This window comes from Dactylosporangium sp. NPDC050588 (genome assembly GCF_040654975.1).
Lineage (GTDB): Bacteria > Actinomycetota > Actinomycetes > Mycobacteriales > Micromonosporaceae > Dactylosporangium > Dactylosporangium maewongense.
Genome location: NZ_JBFAJA010000020.1, coordinates 22,346 through 37,355 on the forward strand (window position 1 = coordinate 22,346; position 15,010 = coordinate 37,355).

Below are 15,010 nucleotides of genomic sequence, written 5' to 3' on the forward strand. Positions count from 1 at the left end.
AAAGCCCAGCACTGTTGAAGCCGCAGAAGCCCAGAGAGGGGCAGCCATGGCAGACGTGATCCGGGCCGCCATCGTCCAGACGAGCTGGACGGGCGACAAAGAGTCGATGATCAAGGCCCACGAGGAGTACGCGAGGCAGGCCGCGGCGCAGGGCGCCAAGGTCATCTGCTTCCAGGAGCTGTTCTACGGTCCCTACTTCTGCCAGGTGCAGGACAAGGCCTACTACGAGTACGCCGAGTCCATCCCCGGCCCCACCACCGAACGGTTCCAGGCGCTCGCCGCGGAGCTGGGCATGGTGATGGTGCTGCCGATGTACGAGCAGGAGCAGCCCGGCGTCCTGTACAACACCGCGGCCGTGGTGGACGCGGACGGGAAGTATCTCGGCAAGTACCGCAAGAACCACATCCCGCAGGTGAAGGGCTTCTGGGAGAAGTTCTACTTCCGTCCGGGCAACCTCGGCTACCCCGTCTTCGACACCGCGGTCGGCAAGGTCGGCGTCTACATCTGCTACGACCGGCACTTCCCGGAGGGCTGGCGGGCGCTCGGTCTCAACGGCGCGCAGATCGTCTTCAACCCGTCCGCGACCAGCCGCGGCCTGTCCGCCTACCTGTGGCAGCTGGAGCAGCCGGCGAGCGCCGTCGCCAACGAGTACTTCATCGGCGCGATCAACCGCACCGGCGTCGAGGACCTCGGCGACAACGACTTCTACGGCACGTCCTACTTCGTCGACCCCGAGGGCAAGTTCGTCGGCGAGGTCGGCGACGCGCACAACCCGGAGCTGATCGTCCGCGACCTCGACATGGGCCTGCTCGCCGAGGTCAGGGACCGATGGCAGTTCTACCGGGACCGGCGCCCCGACGCGTACGAGGACCTGGTGAAACCGTGATCCTGATCAAGGGCGGGACCGTGATCGGTCCGACGGGTGCGACCCCCGCCGACGTGCTCGTCGTCGGCGAGCAGGTGTCGGCGATCTTCGCTCCCGGGCAGGGGCCGACCGAGGGCGACTTCGAGACGATCGACGCGACCGGCAAGTACGTCATCCCCGGCGCCGTCGACGCGCACACCCACATGGAGCTGCCGTTCGGCGGCACGTTCGCCAGCGATACGTTCGACACCGGCACCCGCGCCGCCGCCTGGGGCGGCACGACCACCATCATCGACTTCGCGGTGCAGCGCACCGGCGAGGTGGTGCAGGACGGGCTCGCCGCCTGGCACGGCAAGGCCGACGGCAACTGCCACATCGACTACGCGTTCCACATGATCCTCGGCGGCGTCGACGACGAGTCGCTCAAGGCCATGGACACCCTCGTCACCGACGAAGGGATCACCAGTTTCAAGCTGTTCATGGCGTACCCCGGCGTCTTCTACAGCGACGACGGCCAGATCCTGCGCGCCATGCAGAAGGCCCGCGACAACGGCGCCATGATCATGATGCACGCGGAGAACGGGCCCGCGATCGACGTCCTGGTCAAGCAGGCCCTCGAACGCGGCGAGACCGACCCGATCCACCACGGCCTCACCCGCCCCGAGGCCCTGGAGGCGGAGGCGACCAGCCGCGCGATCTGGCTCGCCGGGGTCGCCGCCGACTGCCCGCTCTACATCGTGCACCTGTCCGCCAGCAAGGCCCTCGAACAGGTCGCCGCCGCCCGCGACCTCGGCCGCAACGTCTTCGCCGAGACGTGCCCGCAGTATCTGTACCTGACGCTGGAGGACCAGCTCGGCGCGCCCGGCTTCGAGGGCGCCAAGTGGGTCTGCTCGACGCCGCTGCGCAGCAAGCACGAGACGCACCGCGCCGACCTGTGGCAGGGGCTGCGCACCAACGACCTGTCCGTCGTGTCCACCGACCACTGCCCCTTCTGCTTCAAGGACCAGAAGGAGCTCGGCATCGGCGACTTCTCGAAGATCCCCAACGGCATCGGCAGCGTCGAGCACCGCGTCGACCTGCTGTACCAAGGCGTCGTCGACGGCAAGCTCAGCCTCGCCCGCTGGGTCGAGACGATCGCGACCACCCCCGCGCGCATGTTCGGCCTGTTCCCCCGCAAGGGCATCATCGCGCCCGGATCCGACGCCGACATCGTCCTGTACGACCCGGCGGCCCGCACCCGCATCGGCGTCGAGACGCACCACATGAACATGGACCACTCCGCCTGGGAAGGCTACGAGATCGCCGGGAAGGTCGACACCGTCATGTCCCGCGGCCGCGTGATCGTCGCCGGCGGCGCGTATCACGGCGGCAAGGGCCACGGGCAGTTCGTCCGCCGCGGACTCTCCGACTACCTGATCTGAAACCGAGGCAACAAGACATGCGTGAGATCAAGCATTGGCTCGACGGTGCCGCCGTGGACGGCACCAGCGGCCGCCGGCTGCCGGTCTGGGACCCGGCGACCGGCGAGCAGCAGGCGTACGTCGTCGCCGCCACGAAAGCGGAGACCGACAGGGCGGTCGCCAGCGCCCTGAAGGCGTTCCCGGCGTGGCGGGCGGCGTCGCTGTCCCGGCGCGCCGAGGTCATGTTCCGCTTCCGTGAGCTGGTGGACGCCAACCGCAAGGAGATCGCGGCGCTCGTCAGCGCCGAACACGGCAAGACCGTCGCCGACGCCGCCGGCGAGGTGGCCCGCGGCCTGGAGAACGTCGAGTTCGCCACCGGCGCCCCGCACCTGCTCAAGGGCGGCTACAGCGAGCAGGCGTCCAACGGCGTCGACGTGTACTCGATCCGCCAGCCCCTCGGGGTGGTCGCCGGCATCACCCCGTTCAACTTCCCGGCGATGGTCCCGATGTGGATGTTCGCCAACGCGCTCGTCTGCGGCAACACGTTCGTGCTCAAGCCGAGCGAGAAGGACCCGTCCGTCTCGCTGCTCCTCGCCGACCTGCTCCGCCAGGCCGGGCTGCCCGACGGCGTGTTCAACGTCGTGCAGGGCGACCGGGAAGCCGTCGAGACACTGCTGGCCCACCCCGACGTGCAGGCGCTGAGCTTCGTCGGCTCCACCCCGATCGCCAAGGCCGTCTACGAGGCCGGCACCAGGGCCGGCAAGCGGGTCCAGGCGCTCGGCGGCGCGAAGAACCACATGGTCGTCCTGCCCGACGCGGATGTGAACTCCGCCGCCGACGCCGCGGTGTCCGCCGGGTACGGCTCGGCGGGGGAGCGCTGCATGGCGATCTCCGTCGTCGTCGCCGTCGGTGCCGTCGCCGACCCGCTGGTGCACGCGATCAGCGAACGGATCGGCCGCATCGCGGTCGGCCCGGCCAGCGACCCGTCCGCGGAGATGGGCCCGCTCATCACCCGCGAACACCGCGACAAGGTCGCCGGCTACCTGAGCGAGCCCGGGACGGCCGAGGTCGTCGTCGACGGCCGCGACGCCCCGGTCAGCAGCGGCCCCGGGTTCTTCCTCGGCGCGTCACTGGTGGACAAGGTCAGCACCGACTCCCCGCTGTACACCGACGAGATCTTCGGCCCGGTCCTGTCCGTGGTCCGCGTGGACAGCTACGACGAGGCCCTGAAACTCGTCAACGACAACGAGTACGGCAACGGCACCGCCATCTTCACCCGCGACGGCGGCGCCGCCCGGCAGTTCCAGTACGACGTCGTCTGCGGCATGGTCGGCGTCAACGTCCCGGTCCCGGTCCCCGTCGCCTACTACAGCTTCGGCGGCTGGAAGTCCTCGCTCTTCGGCGACCTGCACATGTACGGCCCCGAAGGAATCCAGTTCTACACGCGCAGCAAGGTCGTCACCTCCCGCTGGCCGGACCCGGCCACGTCAGAGGTCGACCTGGGCTTCCCCAAGGTGAGGTGACGGATGGACGTAGGGGTGGTGCTCCAGTGTGACCCGCCTGCGACGCAAACGGTCGAGCTCGCGAAACAGGCGGAGGCGGCCGGGTTCAGCCACGTGTGGACGTTCGACTCGCACGTGCTGTGGCAGGAGCCGTTCGTCATCTACAGCAAGATCCTCGCCGACACCGAGCGGGTGATCGTGGGGCCGATGGTCACCAACCCCGGCACCCGCGACTGGACCGTGACGGCGTCGCTGTTCGCCACCCTCAACGAGATGTACGGCAACCGCACCGTCTGCGGCATCGGCCGCGGCGACTCCGCGGTGCGGGTCCTCGGCAGCCGGCCGACGACCCTCGCCGAGCTGCGCGAGTGCGTGCAGGTCATCCGCGAGCTCGGCAACGGCCGGGAGGTGCACCTGCGCGACCGGGACCTGCGGTTCGCGTGGGCGCCCGACAGCCGCCTCGAGGTGTGGGTCGCCGCGTACGGGCCGAAGGCCCTCGCGCTCACCGGCGAGGTCGGCGACGGGTACATCCTGCAGCTCGCCGACCCCGACATCGCCGCCTGGATGATCAAGGCGGTGCGGGACGCGGCGGAGAAGGCCGGCCGCGACCCGGCGGCGATCAAGTTCTGCGTCGCCGCGCCCGCGTACGTGGGCGACGACTCAGACGAATCCATGGCACACCAGCGGGACCAGACCCGGTGGTTCGGCGGGATGGTCGGCAACCACATCGCCGACATCGTCGAGCGGTACGGCAGCGACGGCGCGGTCCCGACGGCCCTCACCGACTACATCAAGGGCCGCAAGGGCTACGACTACGCCGAGCACGGGCGGGCCGGCAACCCGCACACCGACTTCGTGCCCGACGAGATCATCGACCGGTTCTGCGTTCTCGGCCCGGTCGAGCAACACCTGCAACGGCTCAACGAGCTGAAGGAACTCGGCGTCGACCAGTTCGCCGTGTACCTGCAGCACGACGCGAAGGAATCGACGCTGCGCGCCTACGGCGAGCAGATCATCCCGGCGCTGTCATGAAGAAGGTCCTCGGTGCTCTCGGGGGGCTGGTCGTCTTCGCCCTGTTGTGGGAGGGGTACAAGGCGGTCGGCGACCCCGAGGGCACCGCGGTCCTCGGCGTGAAGGTGCTGCCCCGCGCCGACGACCTGTCGATGCCGCACCTGTGGACGGTCGCGCAGCGGCTGGGGCGGCCGGAGCTGACCGGCGGCCGTCCCGTGTGGCAGGTCGTCGCCGACGCCTGCCTGTTCACGCTGGGTGTCACCGCCGTCGGTTTTCTCGCCGGTACGGCGATCGGCTTCGTCCTCGCCACGCTGATGCAACGCTTCCGGGTCGTGGAGCGGGGCCTGCTGCCCTACGTGGTGCTGTCACAGACCGTGCCCCTGGTGGCGCTCGCGCCGCTCGTCGCGGGCTGGAGCGGCGCCCTGTCCTTCGGCCCCTACCCGTGGCAGGACTGGATGACGGTCGCCGTCATCGCCTCCTACCTCGCGTTCTTCCCCGTCGCCGTCGGACTGCTGCGCGGCCTGCAGTCCCCGTCGGCGTCGGGCGTGGAGCTGATGCGTTCCTACGCCGCCGGCTGGTGGCGCACGTACCTGAAGCTGCGGCTGCCCGCGGCGCTGCCGTTCCTGTTCCCCGCGCTGCGCCTCGCCGGCGCGGCCGCGGTCGTCGGCGCGGTCGTCGGCGAGATCTCCACCGGCACCCGCGGCGGGATCGGCCGGCTCGTCATCGAGTACTCCAGGGAGGCCACCTCTGACCCCGCGAAGGTCTACACCGCCATGCTCGGCGCCGCCGTCCTCGGCCTCGTCGTCGCCGGCGTCGTCAGCCTGCTCGAGCTCCCGCTCATGCGCCATAGGCGCCTGGTCTGGGCCGACCCGGCGAAGCCCTCGGGCCAGACTGGGCGAAGGAGGGTCGAGGTGAACGTCGTATGAGCGCCGTCTCGATCGCCGGTGTCAGCAAGGTGTTCAACGCGGGCCGCCCCGACGAGGTGACCGCGCTGTCCGACGTGGACCTGACCGTCGACAGTGGACAGTTCGTGTCGCTGATCGGGCCGTCCGGGTGCGGCAAGAGCACCCTCCTGCGGCTCATCGCCGACCTCATCGAGCCTACCGCGGGCACCGTCACCGTCGCAGGGAAACCGGCCGCGCAGGCCCGCCGCGACCAGGAGTACGGCATCGCCTTCCAGCAGGCCGGCCTCTTCGAGTGGCGCACCGTGCGGCGCAACGTCGAGCTCCCCCTCGAACTGCGCAAGGTGCCCAAGGCGGAACGCCGGCAGCGGGCCGAGGAGATGCTCGCCCTCGTCGGGCTCGCCGACTTCGCCGGGCACTACCCGGCCCAACTGTCCGGCGGCATGCAGCAGCGGGTCGCGATCGCGCGGGCGCTGGCGGTACACCCGCCGCTGCTGCTCATGGACGAGCCCTTCGGCGCCCTCGACGAGATGACGAGGGAGCGGCTGCAGGGCGAGCTGCTGCAGATCTGCGCCAAGACCGGCACCAGCACGGTCTTCGTCACGCACTCGATCTCCGAGGCGGTGTTCCTGTCCGGCAAGGTCGTCGTCATGTCCGCCCGGCCCGGCCGGATCACCGCGACCGTCGACATCGACCTGCCGGCCCGCGACGAGGCGGCCCGGCAGTCCCCGGCCTACTTCGAGCACGTCACCGCGGTCCGGAAGGCGCTGCGGGCATGAGATACCTCCGATCGGTCCTGCCCCCGGTGCTGGTCGGCGTCGTCGCGATCGTGCTCTGGGAGGTCGTCGTCACGGCCGGGCGGATCGCGCCGTTCATCCTGCCGGCGCCGTCGGCGATCTGGGCGCAACTGGTGGAGCAGCGCGGCAACGTGCTCGACGCCGCGCTCGCCAGCGGCGCCAACGCCCTCGTCGGGCTCGTCGGCGGCACCGCCGTCGCGATCCTCGCCGCCCTCGCCACCAGCCGGTCGAAGCTGCTCAGCGACGTCGCCGTGCCGTACGCGGCGGTCGTCAACGCGCTGCCGATCATCGCCCTCGCCCCGATCCTCAACAACATGTTCGACTCCACCAGCAGCCTGCCGCGGCGGGTCGTCGCCGGGATCATCGTGTTCTTCCCGGTCTTCATCAACACGCTGCGCGGGCTGCGGGAGGTCGACCCCACCCACCGCGAGCTGATGGCCAGCTACGCGGCGGGCGGCTGGACGTTCGCCCGGCTCGTGCGCCTGCCCGGCGCGCTGCCCTACGTGTTCACCGGACTGCGGCAGGCGTCCTCCCTCGCCGTCATCGCCGCGGTCGTCGCCGAGTACTTCGGCGGCCTGCAGGACGGGCTGGGGGCGCGGATCACCTCCGCCGCCGCGTTCACCGCGTATCCCCGAGCGTGGGCGTTCGTGGTCGGCGCCTGCGCCCTCGGCCTCGTCTTCTACCTGACCACGCTCCTCCTGGAGCGTCTCGCAATGCCCTGGAAGGCCCGTTCGTAGTTTTTCTTTTGAGGAGCGCCCATGCGGATCAGGTCCCTCATCACCGGCGCCGCCGTCGCGAGCCTCGCGCTCGCCGGCTGCGGCACCGCCGACACACCGACGACGACCACCACCGGCAGCGGCGGCGTCACCACCGTGAAGCTGCAGCTGCAGTGGTTCTTCCAGGCCCAGTTCGCCGGCTACATCGCCGCCGCCGACAAGGGCTTCTACAAGGAGCAGGGCCTCGACGTGCAGCTCATCGAGGGCGGCGTCGACATCGTGCCGCAGACCGTCCTCGCGACCGGCAAGGCCGACTACGCCGTCGCCTGGGTGCCGAAGGCCCTCGCCTCGCGCGAGCAGGGCGCCGGCATCACCGACGTCGGGCAGATCTTCGCCCGCTCCGGCACCTACCAGGTCGCGTTCGCCAGCAGCGGCATCAAGTCCCCGGCCGACTTCAAGGGCAAGAAGGTCGGCAACTGGGGCTTCGGCAACGAGTTCGAGCTCTTCGCCGGCATGACGAAGGCCGGCCTCGACCCCGGCAAGGACGTCACCCTCGTGCAGCAGCAGTTCGACATGCAGGCGCTGCTGAAGAAGGAGATCGACGTCGCACAGGCCATGTCCTACAACGAGTACGCGCAGCTGCTCGAGGCCACCAACCCGGCGACCGGCGCGCTGTACCAGGCTTCGGACTTCTCCATCATCGACTGGAAGACCGTCGGCACCTCGATGCTGCAGGACGCCGTCTGGGCCAACACCGACAAGCTCAAGGACAAGGCGTACCAGGACCAGACGGTCAAGTTCCTCACCGCGACCATCAAGGGCTGGGCGTACTGCCGCGACAAGCCGGAGGAGTGCCGCGACATGGTCGTCGCGAAGGGCTCCAAGCTCGGCAAGAGCCACCAGCTGTGGCAGATGAACGAGGTCAACAAGCTCGTCTGGCCCGCCGCGAAGGGCGTCGGGCTCGTCGACGAGGCCGCCTGGAACCAGACCGTCGACATCTCGATGACGACGAAGAACCAGGTCGGCGACACCGTCCTGAAGAAGAAGCCCGAAGGCCTGGCCTACACCAACGACTACATGCAGAAGGCGATCGACGCGGCCAAGGCCGCCGGCGTCGACGTCCTCGGCACCTCGTTCACCCCGCAGACGGTCACGCTGACCGCCGGCGGGGCGTGAGCCCCGGGCGGCCGCCGGCGTGCGTGACGACGCGCCCGGCGGCCGCCACCGCCTCCCGCGCCGCCTTCCGGGGCGTCGCCCCGTCCAGTAGCGCGGTGGTCAGGGCGGCCGTGAGCGCGTCACGATTGCCGGTCGTGTCGACGGCCTCGCCGGCCGCGTGGGGACCAGTTCGTGGCCGCCAGCAGCGTGGGGACCAGTTGGTGGCCGCGGGCGTGCGTGACGACGCGCCCCGCAGACGGTCACCCACCCCGCAGACGGTCATGCTGACCGCCGGCGGGGCGCGAGTTCCGGGCGGCCGCTGGCGTGCGCGACGACGCGCCCGGCGGCCGCCGCCGCCTCCCGGGGTGTCGCCCCGTCCAGCAGCGCGGCGGTCAGGGCGGCTGTGAGCGCGTCGCCGCCGCCGGTCGTGTCGACGGCCTCGCCGGCGGCGTGGGGACCAGTTCGTGGCCGCCGGCGGCATGGGGGACCAGCTCGTCGCTGCGGGCGTGCGTGACGCCGCGCCCGGCGGCCGCCACCCCCACCTCGCAGACGGTCACGCTGATCGACGGCGGGGCGCGAGTTCCGGGCGGCCGCGGGCGTGCGTGACGCCGCGCCCCGCAGACGGTCATCCACCCCGCAGACGGTCATGCTGACCGGCGGCGGGGCGCGAGTTCCGGGCGGCCGCCGGCGTGCGTGACGACGCGCCCGGCGGCGGCCACCGCCTCCCGCGCCGCCTCCCGGGGCGTCGCTCCGTCCAGCAGCGCGGCGGTCAGGGCGGCCGTGAGCGCGTCACCGCCGCCGGTCGTGTCGACGGCGTCGCCGGCCGCGTGGGGGACCAGCTCGTGCCCGTCGCGCCAGGGTGCCAGCTCGTGGCTGTCGCGCCAGGGTGCCAGCTCGTGGCCGTCGCGCCACACGAACAGGTCACCGCCGTCCGCCAGCGCGAACGCGAGCAGGCGCGGCCCGGCGTCCAGCAGCGCCGGCGCCGCCGCCAGGACCTCCCGCTCGTCGGCCGGCCCGCCGAGCAGCACCGCCGCCTCCCGCGCGTCGGCACGCAGGACATCGGCGCCGTGCAGGAGCGACCGGTCGGTGACGGCACCGTCGAGGACGGTCAGCCCGCCTGAAAGTTCCACGGCGGCACGGACCGCGTCGAGGGGCTGCTGCAGCTGCACGAGCACCGCGCCGGCGGCGCGCAGCACGTCGCCGGCGGCCCGGACGTCCGCCTCGGTCAGCAGGACACCCTGCGGCAGGTGCTCCAGGTAGCGCCACCGGCCGCCGTCCTCCAGGACCTCGACGATCAGCCCGGTCGCCGTGCCCGGCCGCCGCACCACGTGCGTCACGTCGATGCCGTCGAGCGCGGCCCTGGCCAGCAGCGCGTCGCCGACCGGGTCGTCGCCGGCCACCGCGACGAGCGCCGTCGCGACGCCGAGCTGCGACAGGCCGACGGCCTGGTTGGCGCCCTTCCCGCCGAGCTGTTCGAGCCGCTGCCGGACCGCACCCGACGCGTGCACGTCCGGCAGGCGTTCCATGACCATCACGAGATCGCGGGCCAGCTGCCCGACCACCACCGCACCCATGTCGCGTCCGTTACCCCGGCCGTCGCCGGTTGACGCGTCACCCGTTGACGCGTCGCCAGTGGACCGTCACGGACCGGGCACGGGCCGGGGCGGTGCCGCCGCGGCCGTCTTCTTGGCACGGTACAGGACCGTTCCTAATCGATCTCCGATCGCGTCACCTCCCGTAGCTCAGCGTGAATGTACGCCGAATCGGAGCAGGCCGCGTGGCCCGTCACCCGTTGTCGAGCAATCGACCGCGCTACGCGTTGAGGTAGGCGAGGACCGCGAGGACGCGGCGGTTGTCGTCCTCCGACTGGGGCAGGCCGAGCTTGGCGAAGATGTTGTTGATGTGCTTGCCGACGGCCTTGTCGGTGACGAAGAGCCGGGACGCGATCGCGGCGTTGGAGCGGCCCTCCGCCATCAGGCCGAGCACCTCGCGCTCGCGCGGGGTGAGGGCCGCGGTCGGGGTGCTGCGGGCCAGCAGCTGGGACACAACCTCCGGGTCCATGGCGGTGCCGCCGCCGGCGACCCGGCGGACCGCGTCGACGAACTCGCCGACGGTCGCGACCCGGTCCTTCAGCAGGTAGCCGACGCCGCCGCGGCGGTCGGAGAGCAGCTCCCGCGCGTACAGCTGCTCCACGTGCTGCGACAGCACCAGCACCGGCAGGCCCGGCACCGCGGCCCGGGCGGCGATCGCCGCGCGCAGGCCCTCGTCGGTGAAGGTCGGTGGCAGCCGCACGTCGACGACGGCCACGTCGGGCCGGTGCTCCAGCAGCGCCGCGTGCAGCGCCTCGCCGGTGTCGACGGCCGCGGCGACCGTGAAGCCGTACGAGCTGAGCAGCCGGATCAGCCCGTCGCGGAGGAGGGCGAGGTCCTCGGCGATGACAACGCGCACGGCAGCTCCATGGTCAGCACGGTCGGACCACCGGGCGGGCTGTCGACGCGCAGGACGCCGTCGAACGCGCCCAGCCGGCGCGCGACCCCGGTCAACCCGGAGCCGCTTCGCTCCTCGGCGCCGCCGACACCGTCGTCGCCGACGGTGATGTGCAGCGCGCCACCGAGGTGGGTCAACGATACCCAGGCCGCCGACGCGTGCGCGTGCTTGACGACGTTGGCGAGCGCCTCGGCGACCGCGAAATACGCCGCGGACTCCACCGGCGCGTCGGGGCGGCCGTCCAGGTCGACGGTGACGGTCACCGGCAGGGGCAGCGTCAGCGCGAGGGCCCGCACGCCGCCGTCGAGGCCGCGTTCGGCGAGGACCGGCGGGTGGATGCCGCGCACCAGGTGCCGCAGCTCCGCGAGCGCCAGCCCGCTCGCCTCCCGCGCCTCGGCGATGAGCGCCTGCGCGGCGGCCGGGTCGCGGGCGACGAGGTCCTCGGCCATCCCGAGGCTCATCGACAGCGACACGATCCGCGCCTGCGCGCCGTCGTGCAGGTCCCGCTCGATCCGGCGCAGCTCCGCGGCCTGCGCGTCGACGACGTGGGTGCGGGTCTCGGTGAGCCGGTCGACCCGCTGGGCGAGCGCGGCGAGCGCGGCGCCGCGGGTCGGGGCGAGCAGGAGCCGGTCGAAGTGCGCCAGCGTCCACAGCAGCCACGGTCCCGCGTACAGGGCGCCGGCGGTGACGAGCGCACCCTGCGGCGGGACGCTGACGACGTCGAGGGGGTCGGAGATCGGCCAGGTGACGCCGTAGCCGTACCGGCCGGTCGCGGCGTCGATGATGATCGCCACCCCGAGGAGCCCCTCCAGGCCGTACACCAGCAGCACCGGACCGGCGAGACCCAGCAGCAGCCCGACGGGGGCGCCGGCCAGGAGCCACAGCAGGTCCCGCCACGTCGCCGGGTCGCGGACCAGCCACCACCACCGGCGCGGGGTCCCGACGAACGCGCCCGCGGGCAGCGGCCGGTACGGCCGGGGGATGTCGACCCACGACCAGTCGCGTGCCGCCCGCCGGTGCAGGTCGGCGTACGCCCGCACGAGCATCGCCACCAGCGGGGCCAGCACGAGCCCCAGCCCGATCACGCTGAGCGCCAGCGACACCACGGACAGGATGAGCAGCACCAGCTTCACCGGCGGCGACAGCAGCCCGAGCAGCGCGACCCGCCCGATCGCGACGGCCCCGGCCCGCACGAACGCCTTCACCCTCATGTCGCCATTCTCGCGGCGCCCCGGCCCGGAAGCAGTGGGCCTAGCCCTACCGTCGCGGGGCCGATAGCAGCCGTGGACGGCGGACCCTATAGTTCTGGGCCGTTGACCGTCACGGGGAGGAACAGGTTCGATGTGGCCATTCCGGCGAAGAGCCGCAGACAGGATCGAACACCTGGACATCGACCCGGCACAGGGCGACCCTGAGGCGACCCGGCTCATCGCGGCCGCGAAGCGCGGCGACTGGCAGGCGGCGGCGGAGACGCTGCGTGATGTCGAACACCCCGACGACCGGTACTTCTACTGCCGCGTCCTCGGCGAGCACGCCGGCGACGGCGCGTGGATCGACGAGTGGATCGCCGCGGCGCCCGGCAAGGCGACCCCGCTCACCGTCAAGGGGCTGCACGCGATCGACTGGGCGTGGCAGGCCCGCGGCAACGGCAGGGCCTCGACGGTCAGCGAGGACGCGTTCAAGGTGTTCTTCCGCCGGCTGAAGCTCGCCGAGGACTGCCTCGACGACGCGACCGAGCTCGACGCCGACGACCCGACGCCCTGGGTGGGGCTCGTCACACTCGGCCGGGCCAGGCAGCTCGGCCTCGACGAGACCCGCCGCCGGTTCGACGAGGCGGTCCGCCGGCACCCGTGGCACCGCGACGCCCATTCGCACATGCTGCAGCAGCTGTGCCGCAAGTGGAGCGGATCGCACGAGCTGATGCACGACTTCGCCGAGTCCGCGGCCGCCGCCGCACCGCCCGGCTCGCCGCTCGGCGTCCTGGTCGCCGACGCGCACATCGAGCACTGGCTGGACCTGCCCGAGGGCGAGGACGGCGAGTACATGCACAGCCCCGAGGTCGGCGAGCGGCTGCGCCTCGCCGCGGACCGCTCCGTGCGGCACAACCGTTACGAGCGGCGCCCCGGCTGGGCCGCCGGCGACAACGCGTTCGCGATGGCGTTCACGCTCAACGGCGACCGGCCCGCCGCCGCCGAGCGCTTCGACGTGCTCGGCGACCGGGTGACGCGGTGGCCCTGGTCGTACCTCGCGGCCCCCGACGTCGCGTTCACCAGGGCCCGGTCGACGGCGCGCGCCAGAGACCGAACGGCCTGACGATGACCGTCGCCGTCCGCGCCTTCCTGTCGCTGATCATGCTGGCCGGCTTCTACGTCCTCGCCCTCGTGCAGCTCGCGGCCGGGCTCGCCCTCGCGATCTGGGTGGCGAGCGTCACCACCGGCTCCATCGGCGTGAAGCTCGGCGTGGCGGTGTTCGTCGCGACCGTGTGGGCCGTCGGCTACGGCACGTGGAAGGCGCTGCGCGCCGACGGCGCGGGCCCGCAGGGCATCCCGCTCACCCCGCACAACGCGCCCCTGCTGTGGCAGACGGTGCGCGAGCTGGCCGCGGCGGTCGGCACCCGCGCCCCGGACGAGATCCACCTGGTGCCGGAGGTCAACGCCGCCGTCACCGAACGGGCCCACCTGATGGGCCTGATCGGCGGGCGCCGCCACCTGTACGTGGGGATGCCGCTGCTGCAGACGCTGACCGTCGCGCAGCTGCGGTTCGTCCTCGCGCACGAGCTCGGCCACTACTCCGGCAGCCACACGAGGTTCGCCGGCATCTCGTACCGCGGCCGCGTCGCCCTCGCCCGCACCATCGGCCACCTCGGCACGTCCAACGTCGCCGGCTGGATCTTCCGCGCCTACGCCGCGCTGTTCCTGCTCGTGCACAACGCCGTCAGCCGCCGCCAGGAGCTCGAGGCGGATCTCGCCGCGGTACGGGTGGCGGGCCGGCTGCCGGCGGCGAACGCCCTGCGCGAGGTCGAGGTCCTGGACCAGGTGTTCGGCTTCTACCTCGGCACCGTCGTGCGCCCCGGCCTGGACGCCGGCTACCTGCCCGACGACGTGTTCGGCGGCTTCCCGCCGCTGCTGCGCTCCCGCGCGGAGGAGGTCTCGGCGCTGCGCGCCCGGCTCGTCACGTCGGCGCGCCCGCCCGACCGCTGGGACACCCACCCGCCGCTGCCCGCCCGCGTCGAGGCCGTCATGGCCGCGCCGGAGTCCTCCTTCGCCGCCGCCGACGGACCCGCCGCCGTCCTCGTCGCGGACCTGGCCGCCGCCGGCCGCGCCCTGCAGGCCGTGGCGCTGCCGGCCGCCATGGTCCTGCCCTGGGACGAGTTCCGCGCCGCCGTGCAGACCTCCGACCTGCAGGAGCAGTCCGACACGATGCTCCGCGCGTTCAGCCGCGCCGTCGGCCGGCCCGTCCCCGACGTCGGCGCCGTCCTGGACCTCGTCGCCGCCGGCCGCCTCGACGACCTCGCCGGCCCGCTCTTCCCCGACGCGACCCGCCGCGAGGCCCGCACCCGCTTCGCCGCGCCGCTGGAGACCCTGCTCCGCCTCGCCGCCGTCCGCTCCGGCGTGGCCCGCTGGCAGGTGTCCTGGACCGCGTCCGCCTTCCTGGTCGACCTCTCCGGCGCCCGCCTCGACCTCTCCCAGCCCGCCGGCCTCGCCTGCGACCCGGCGACCGTGGCCCTCGCCCGCCAGCAGCTGCACGCCCGCGGCGTCGACGTCACCACGGCCCGCCACGTCCGCCAGCGCGTCGGCACCGAGCACGCCGGCATCCTCGCCGGCATCACCACCGCCATCGTCGACGGCTCCCGCGCGGATCTGCTCATCCTCAGCCACGGGCTGCTCCTGATGCCGGGGATGCCGCGGTACAAGACGGGCATGGCCCGCTACCGGATGCGCCGCTGGCTCGCCGACGGCGACCCCCGGGAACTCGCCACCACTCCCGGCGCGCGCTTCATCCCGTACGAGGAGATCACCGCCGCCGTCCGCACCACGAAGGTCCGCTTCCGCTGGCAGCTCACCCTCCACGACGGCACCCTCGTCGAGGTGCGCAACGGCCCCCAGAGCGAAGAACACGCCGACGCCGAGTCCGTCTTCACCAAGGCCATGCACGACGCCACCACCTGACCGCGG

At 72.5% G+C, this 15,010-nt stretch carries 13 protein-coding genes; 10 read left to right on the top strand and 3 right to left on the bottom strand.

Annotated features, from left to right (window positions below):
* The first annotated feature begins 46 nt into the window (after positions 1-46).
* The 8 genes from AB0I21_RS15885 to AB0I21_RS15920 are packed head-to-tail and all read left to right on the top strand — an operon-like array spanning position 47 to position 8,369.
* Positions 47-886, top strand: coding sequence for a nitrilase-related carbon-nitrogen hydrolase (locus AB0I21_RS15885; protein ID WP_360561695.1), 840 nt, complete (start codon positions 47-49; stop codon positions 884-886).
* Positions 883-2,286 (top strand): dihydropyrimidinase, encoded by a 1,404-nt coding sequence (gene hydA, locus AB0I21_RS15890; RefSeq protein ID WP_360561697.1) that lies wholly within the window; start codon positions 883-885, stop codon positions 2,284-2,286. The genes AB0I21_RS15885 and hydA overlap by 4 nt, the downstream gene beginning before the upstream one ends.
* A 17-nt stretch (positions 2,287-2,303) precedes the next feature.
* Complete coding sequence (locus AB0I21_RS15895; protein WP_360561698.1) at positions 2,304-3,788, top strand: CoA-acylating methylmalonate-semialdehyde dehydrogenase; 1,485 nt, start codon at positions 2,304-2,306, stop codon at positions 3,786-3,788.
* 3 nt (positions 3,789-3,791) lie between these two features.
* Positions 3,792-4,799: a TIGR03842 family LLM class F420-dependent oxidoreductase gene (locus AB0I21_RS15900; RefSeq protein WP_360561700.1), complete on the top strand. Its 1,008-nt coding sequence runs from the start codon at positions 3,792-3,794 to the stop codon at positions 4,797-4,799.
* Positions 4,796-5,704: an ABC transporter permease subunit gene (locus AB0I21_RS15905; protein ID WP_360561701.1), complete on the top strand. Its 909-nt coding sequence runs from the start codon at positions 4,796-4,798 to the stop codon at positions 5,702-5,704. Before AB0I21_RS15900 ends, AB0I21_RS15905 begins: the two co-directional genes overlap by 4 nt.
* Positions 5,701-6,459, top strand: a complete 759-nt coding sequence (locus tag AB0I21_RS15910) for an ABC transporter ATP-binding protein (protein WP_344502583.1) — start codon at positions 5,701-5,703, stop codon at positions 6,457-6,459. Before AB0I21_RS15905 ends, AB0I21_RS15910 begins: the two co-directional genes overlap by 4 nt.
* Positions 6,456-7,214: an ABC transporter permease gene (locus AB0I21_RS15915; RefSeq protein WP_344502582.1), complete on the top strand. Its 759-nt coding sequence runs from the start codon at positions 6,456-6,458 to the stop codon at positions 7,212-7,214. The genes AB0I21_RS15910 and AB0I21_RS15915 overlap by 4 nt, the downstream gene beginning before the upstream one ends.
* 21 nt (positions 7,215-7,235) lie before the next feature.
* Positions 7,236-8,369: an ABC transporter substrate-binding protein gene (locus AB0I21_RS15920; RefSeq protein ID WP_360561704.1), complete on the top strand. Its 1,134-nt coding sequence runs from the start codon at positions 7,236-7,238 to the stop codon at positions 8,367-8,369.
* A 623-nt stretch (positions 8,370-8,992) separates the two neighbouring features.
* On the opposite strand, the gene AB0I21_RS15925 is transcribed toward AB0I21_RS15920, so the two are convergent.
* The 3 genes from AB0I21_RS15925 to AB0I21_RS15935 all read right to left on the bottom strand — a co-directional run bounded on the left by AB0I21_RS15925 (position 8,993) and on the right by AB0I21_RS15935 (position 12,046).
* Positions 8,993-9,922 (bottom strand): PfkB family carbohydrate kinase, encoded by a 930-nt coding sequence (locus AB0I21_RS15925; protein WP_360561705.1) that lies wholly within the window; start codon positions 9,920-9,922, stop codon positions 8,993-8,995.
* Between the two features lie 238 nt (positions 9,923-10,160).
* Positions 10,161-10,796, bottom strand: coding sequence for a response regulator transcription factor (locus AB0I21_RS15930; RefSeq protein WP_360561707.1), 636 nt, complete (start codon positions 10,794-10,796; stop codon positions 10,161-10,163).
* Positions 10,748-12,046, bottom strand: a complete 1,299-nt coding sequence (locus AB0I21_RS15935) for a sensor domain-containing protein (protein WP_360561709.1) — start codon at positions 12,044-12,046, stop codon at positions 10,748-10,750. The genes AB0I21_RS15930 and AB0I21_RS15935 overlap by 49 nt, the downstream gene beginning before the upstream one ends.
* A gap of 130 nt (positions 12,047-12,176) precedes the next feature.
* Here AB0I21_RS15935 and AB0I21_RS15940 point away from each other — a divergent pair, with 130 nt between their 5' ends.
* Together AB0I21_RS15940 and AB0I21_RS15945 are read left to right on the top strand one after the other, a co-directional pair.
* Entirely contained in the window at positions 12,177-13,148 is a 972-nt protein-coding gene (locus AB0I21_RS15940) for a DUF4034 domain-containing protein (RefSeq protein WP_360561711.1), read from the top strand.
* 2 nt (positions 13,149-13,150) lie between these two features.
* Positions 13,151-15,004 (top strand): M48 family metallopeptidase, encoded by a 1,854-nt coding sequence (locus tag AB0I21_RS15945; protein ID WP_360561712.1) that lies wholly within the window; start codon positions 13,151-13,153, stop codon positions 15,002-15,004.
* The last annotated feature ends 6 nt before the right edge of the window (positions 15,005-15,010 follow it).

Bases quoted from the DNA above. Each gene is read 5' to 3' on its own strand.
- AB0I21_RS15885 (WP_360561695.1), top strand. From the start codon at position 47: ATGGCAGACGTGATCCGGGCCGCCATCGTCCAGACGAGCTGGACGGGC.
- AB0I21_RS15895 (WP_360561698.1), top strand. From the start codon at position 2,304: ATGCGTGAGATCAAGCATTGGCTCGACGGTGCCGCCGTGGACGGCACC.
- AB0I21_RS15900 (WP_360561700.1), top strand. From the start codon at position 3,792: ATGGACGTAGGGGTGGTGCTCCAGTGTGACCCGCCTGCGACGCAAACG.
- AB0I21_RS15905 (WP_360561701.1), top strand. From the start codon at position 4,796: ATGAAGAAGGTCCTCGGTGCTCTCGGGGGGCTGGTCGTCTTCGCCCTG.
- AB0I21_RS15910 (WP_344502583.1), top strand. From the start codon at position 5,701: ATGAGCGCCGTCTCGATCGCCGGTGTCAGCAAGGTGTTCAACGCGGGC.
- AB0I21_RS15915 (WP_344502582.1), top strand. From the start codon at position 6,456: ATGAGATACCTCCGATCGGTCCTGCCCCCGGTGCTGGTCGGCGTCGTC.
- AB0I21_RS15920 (WP_360561704.1), top strand. From the start codon at position 7,236: ATGCGGATCAGGTCCCTCATCACCGGCGCCGCCGTCGCGAGCCTCGCG.
- AB0I21_RS15925 (WP_360561705.1), bottom strand. From the start codon at position 9,922: ATGGGTGCGGTGGTGGTCGGGCAGCTGGCCCGCGATCTCGTGATGGTC.
- AB0I21_RS15935 (WP_360561709.1), bottom strand. From the start codon at position 12,046: ATGAGGGTGAAGGCGTTCGTGCGGGCCGGGGCCGTCGCGATCGGGCGG.
- AB0I21_RS15940 (WP_360561711.1), top strand. From the start codon at position 12,177: ATGTGGCCATTCCGGCGAAGAGCCGCAGACAGGATCGAACACCTGGAC.
- AB0I21_RS15945 (WP_360561712.1), top strand. From the start codon at position 13,151: ATGACCGTCGCCGTCCGCGCCTTCCTGTCGCTGATCATGCTGGCCGGC.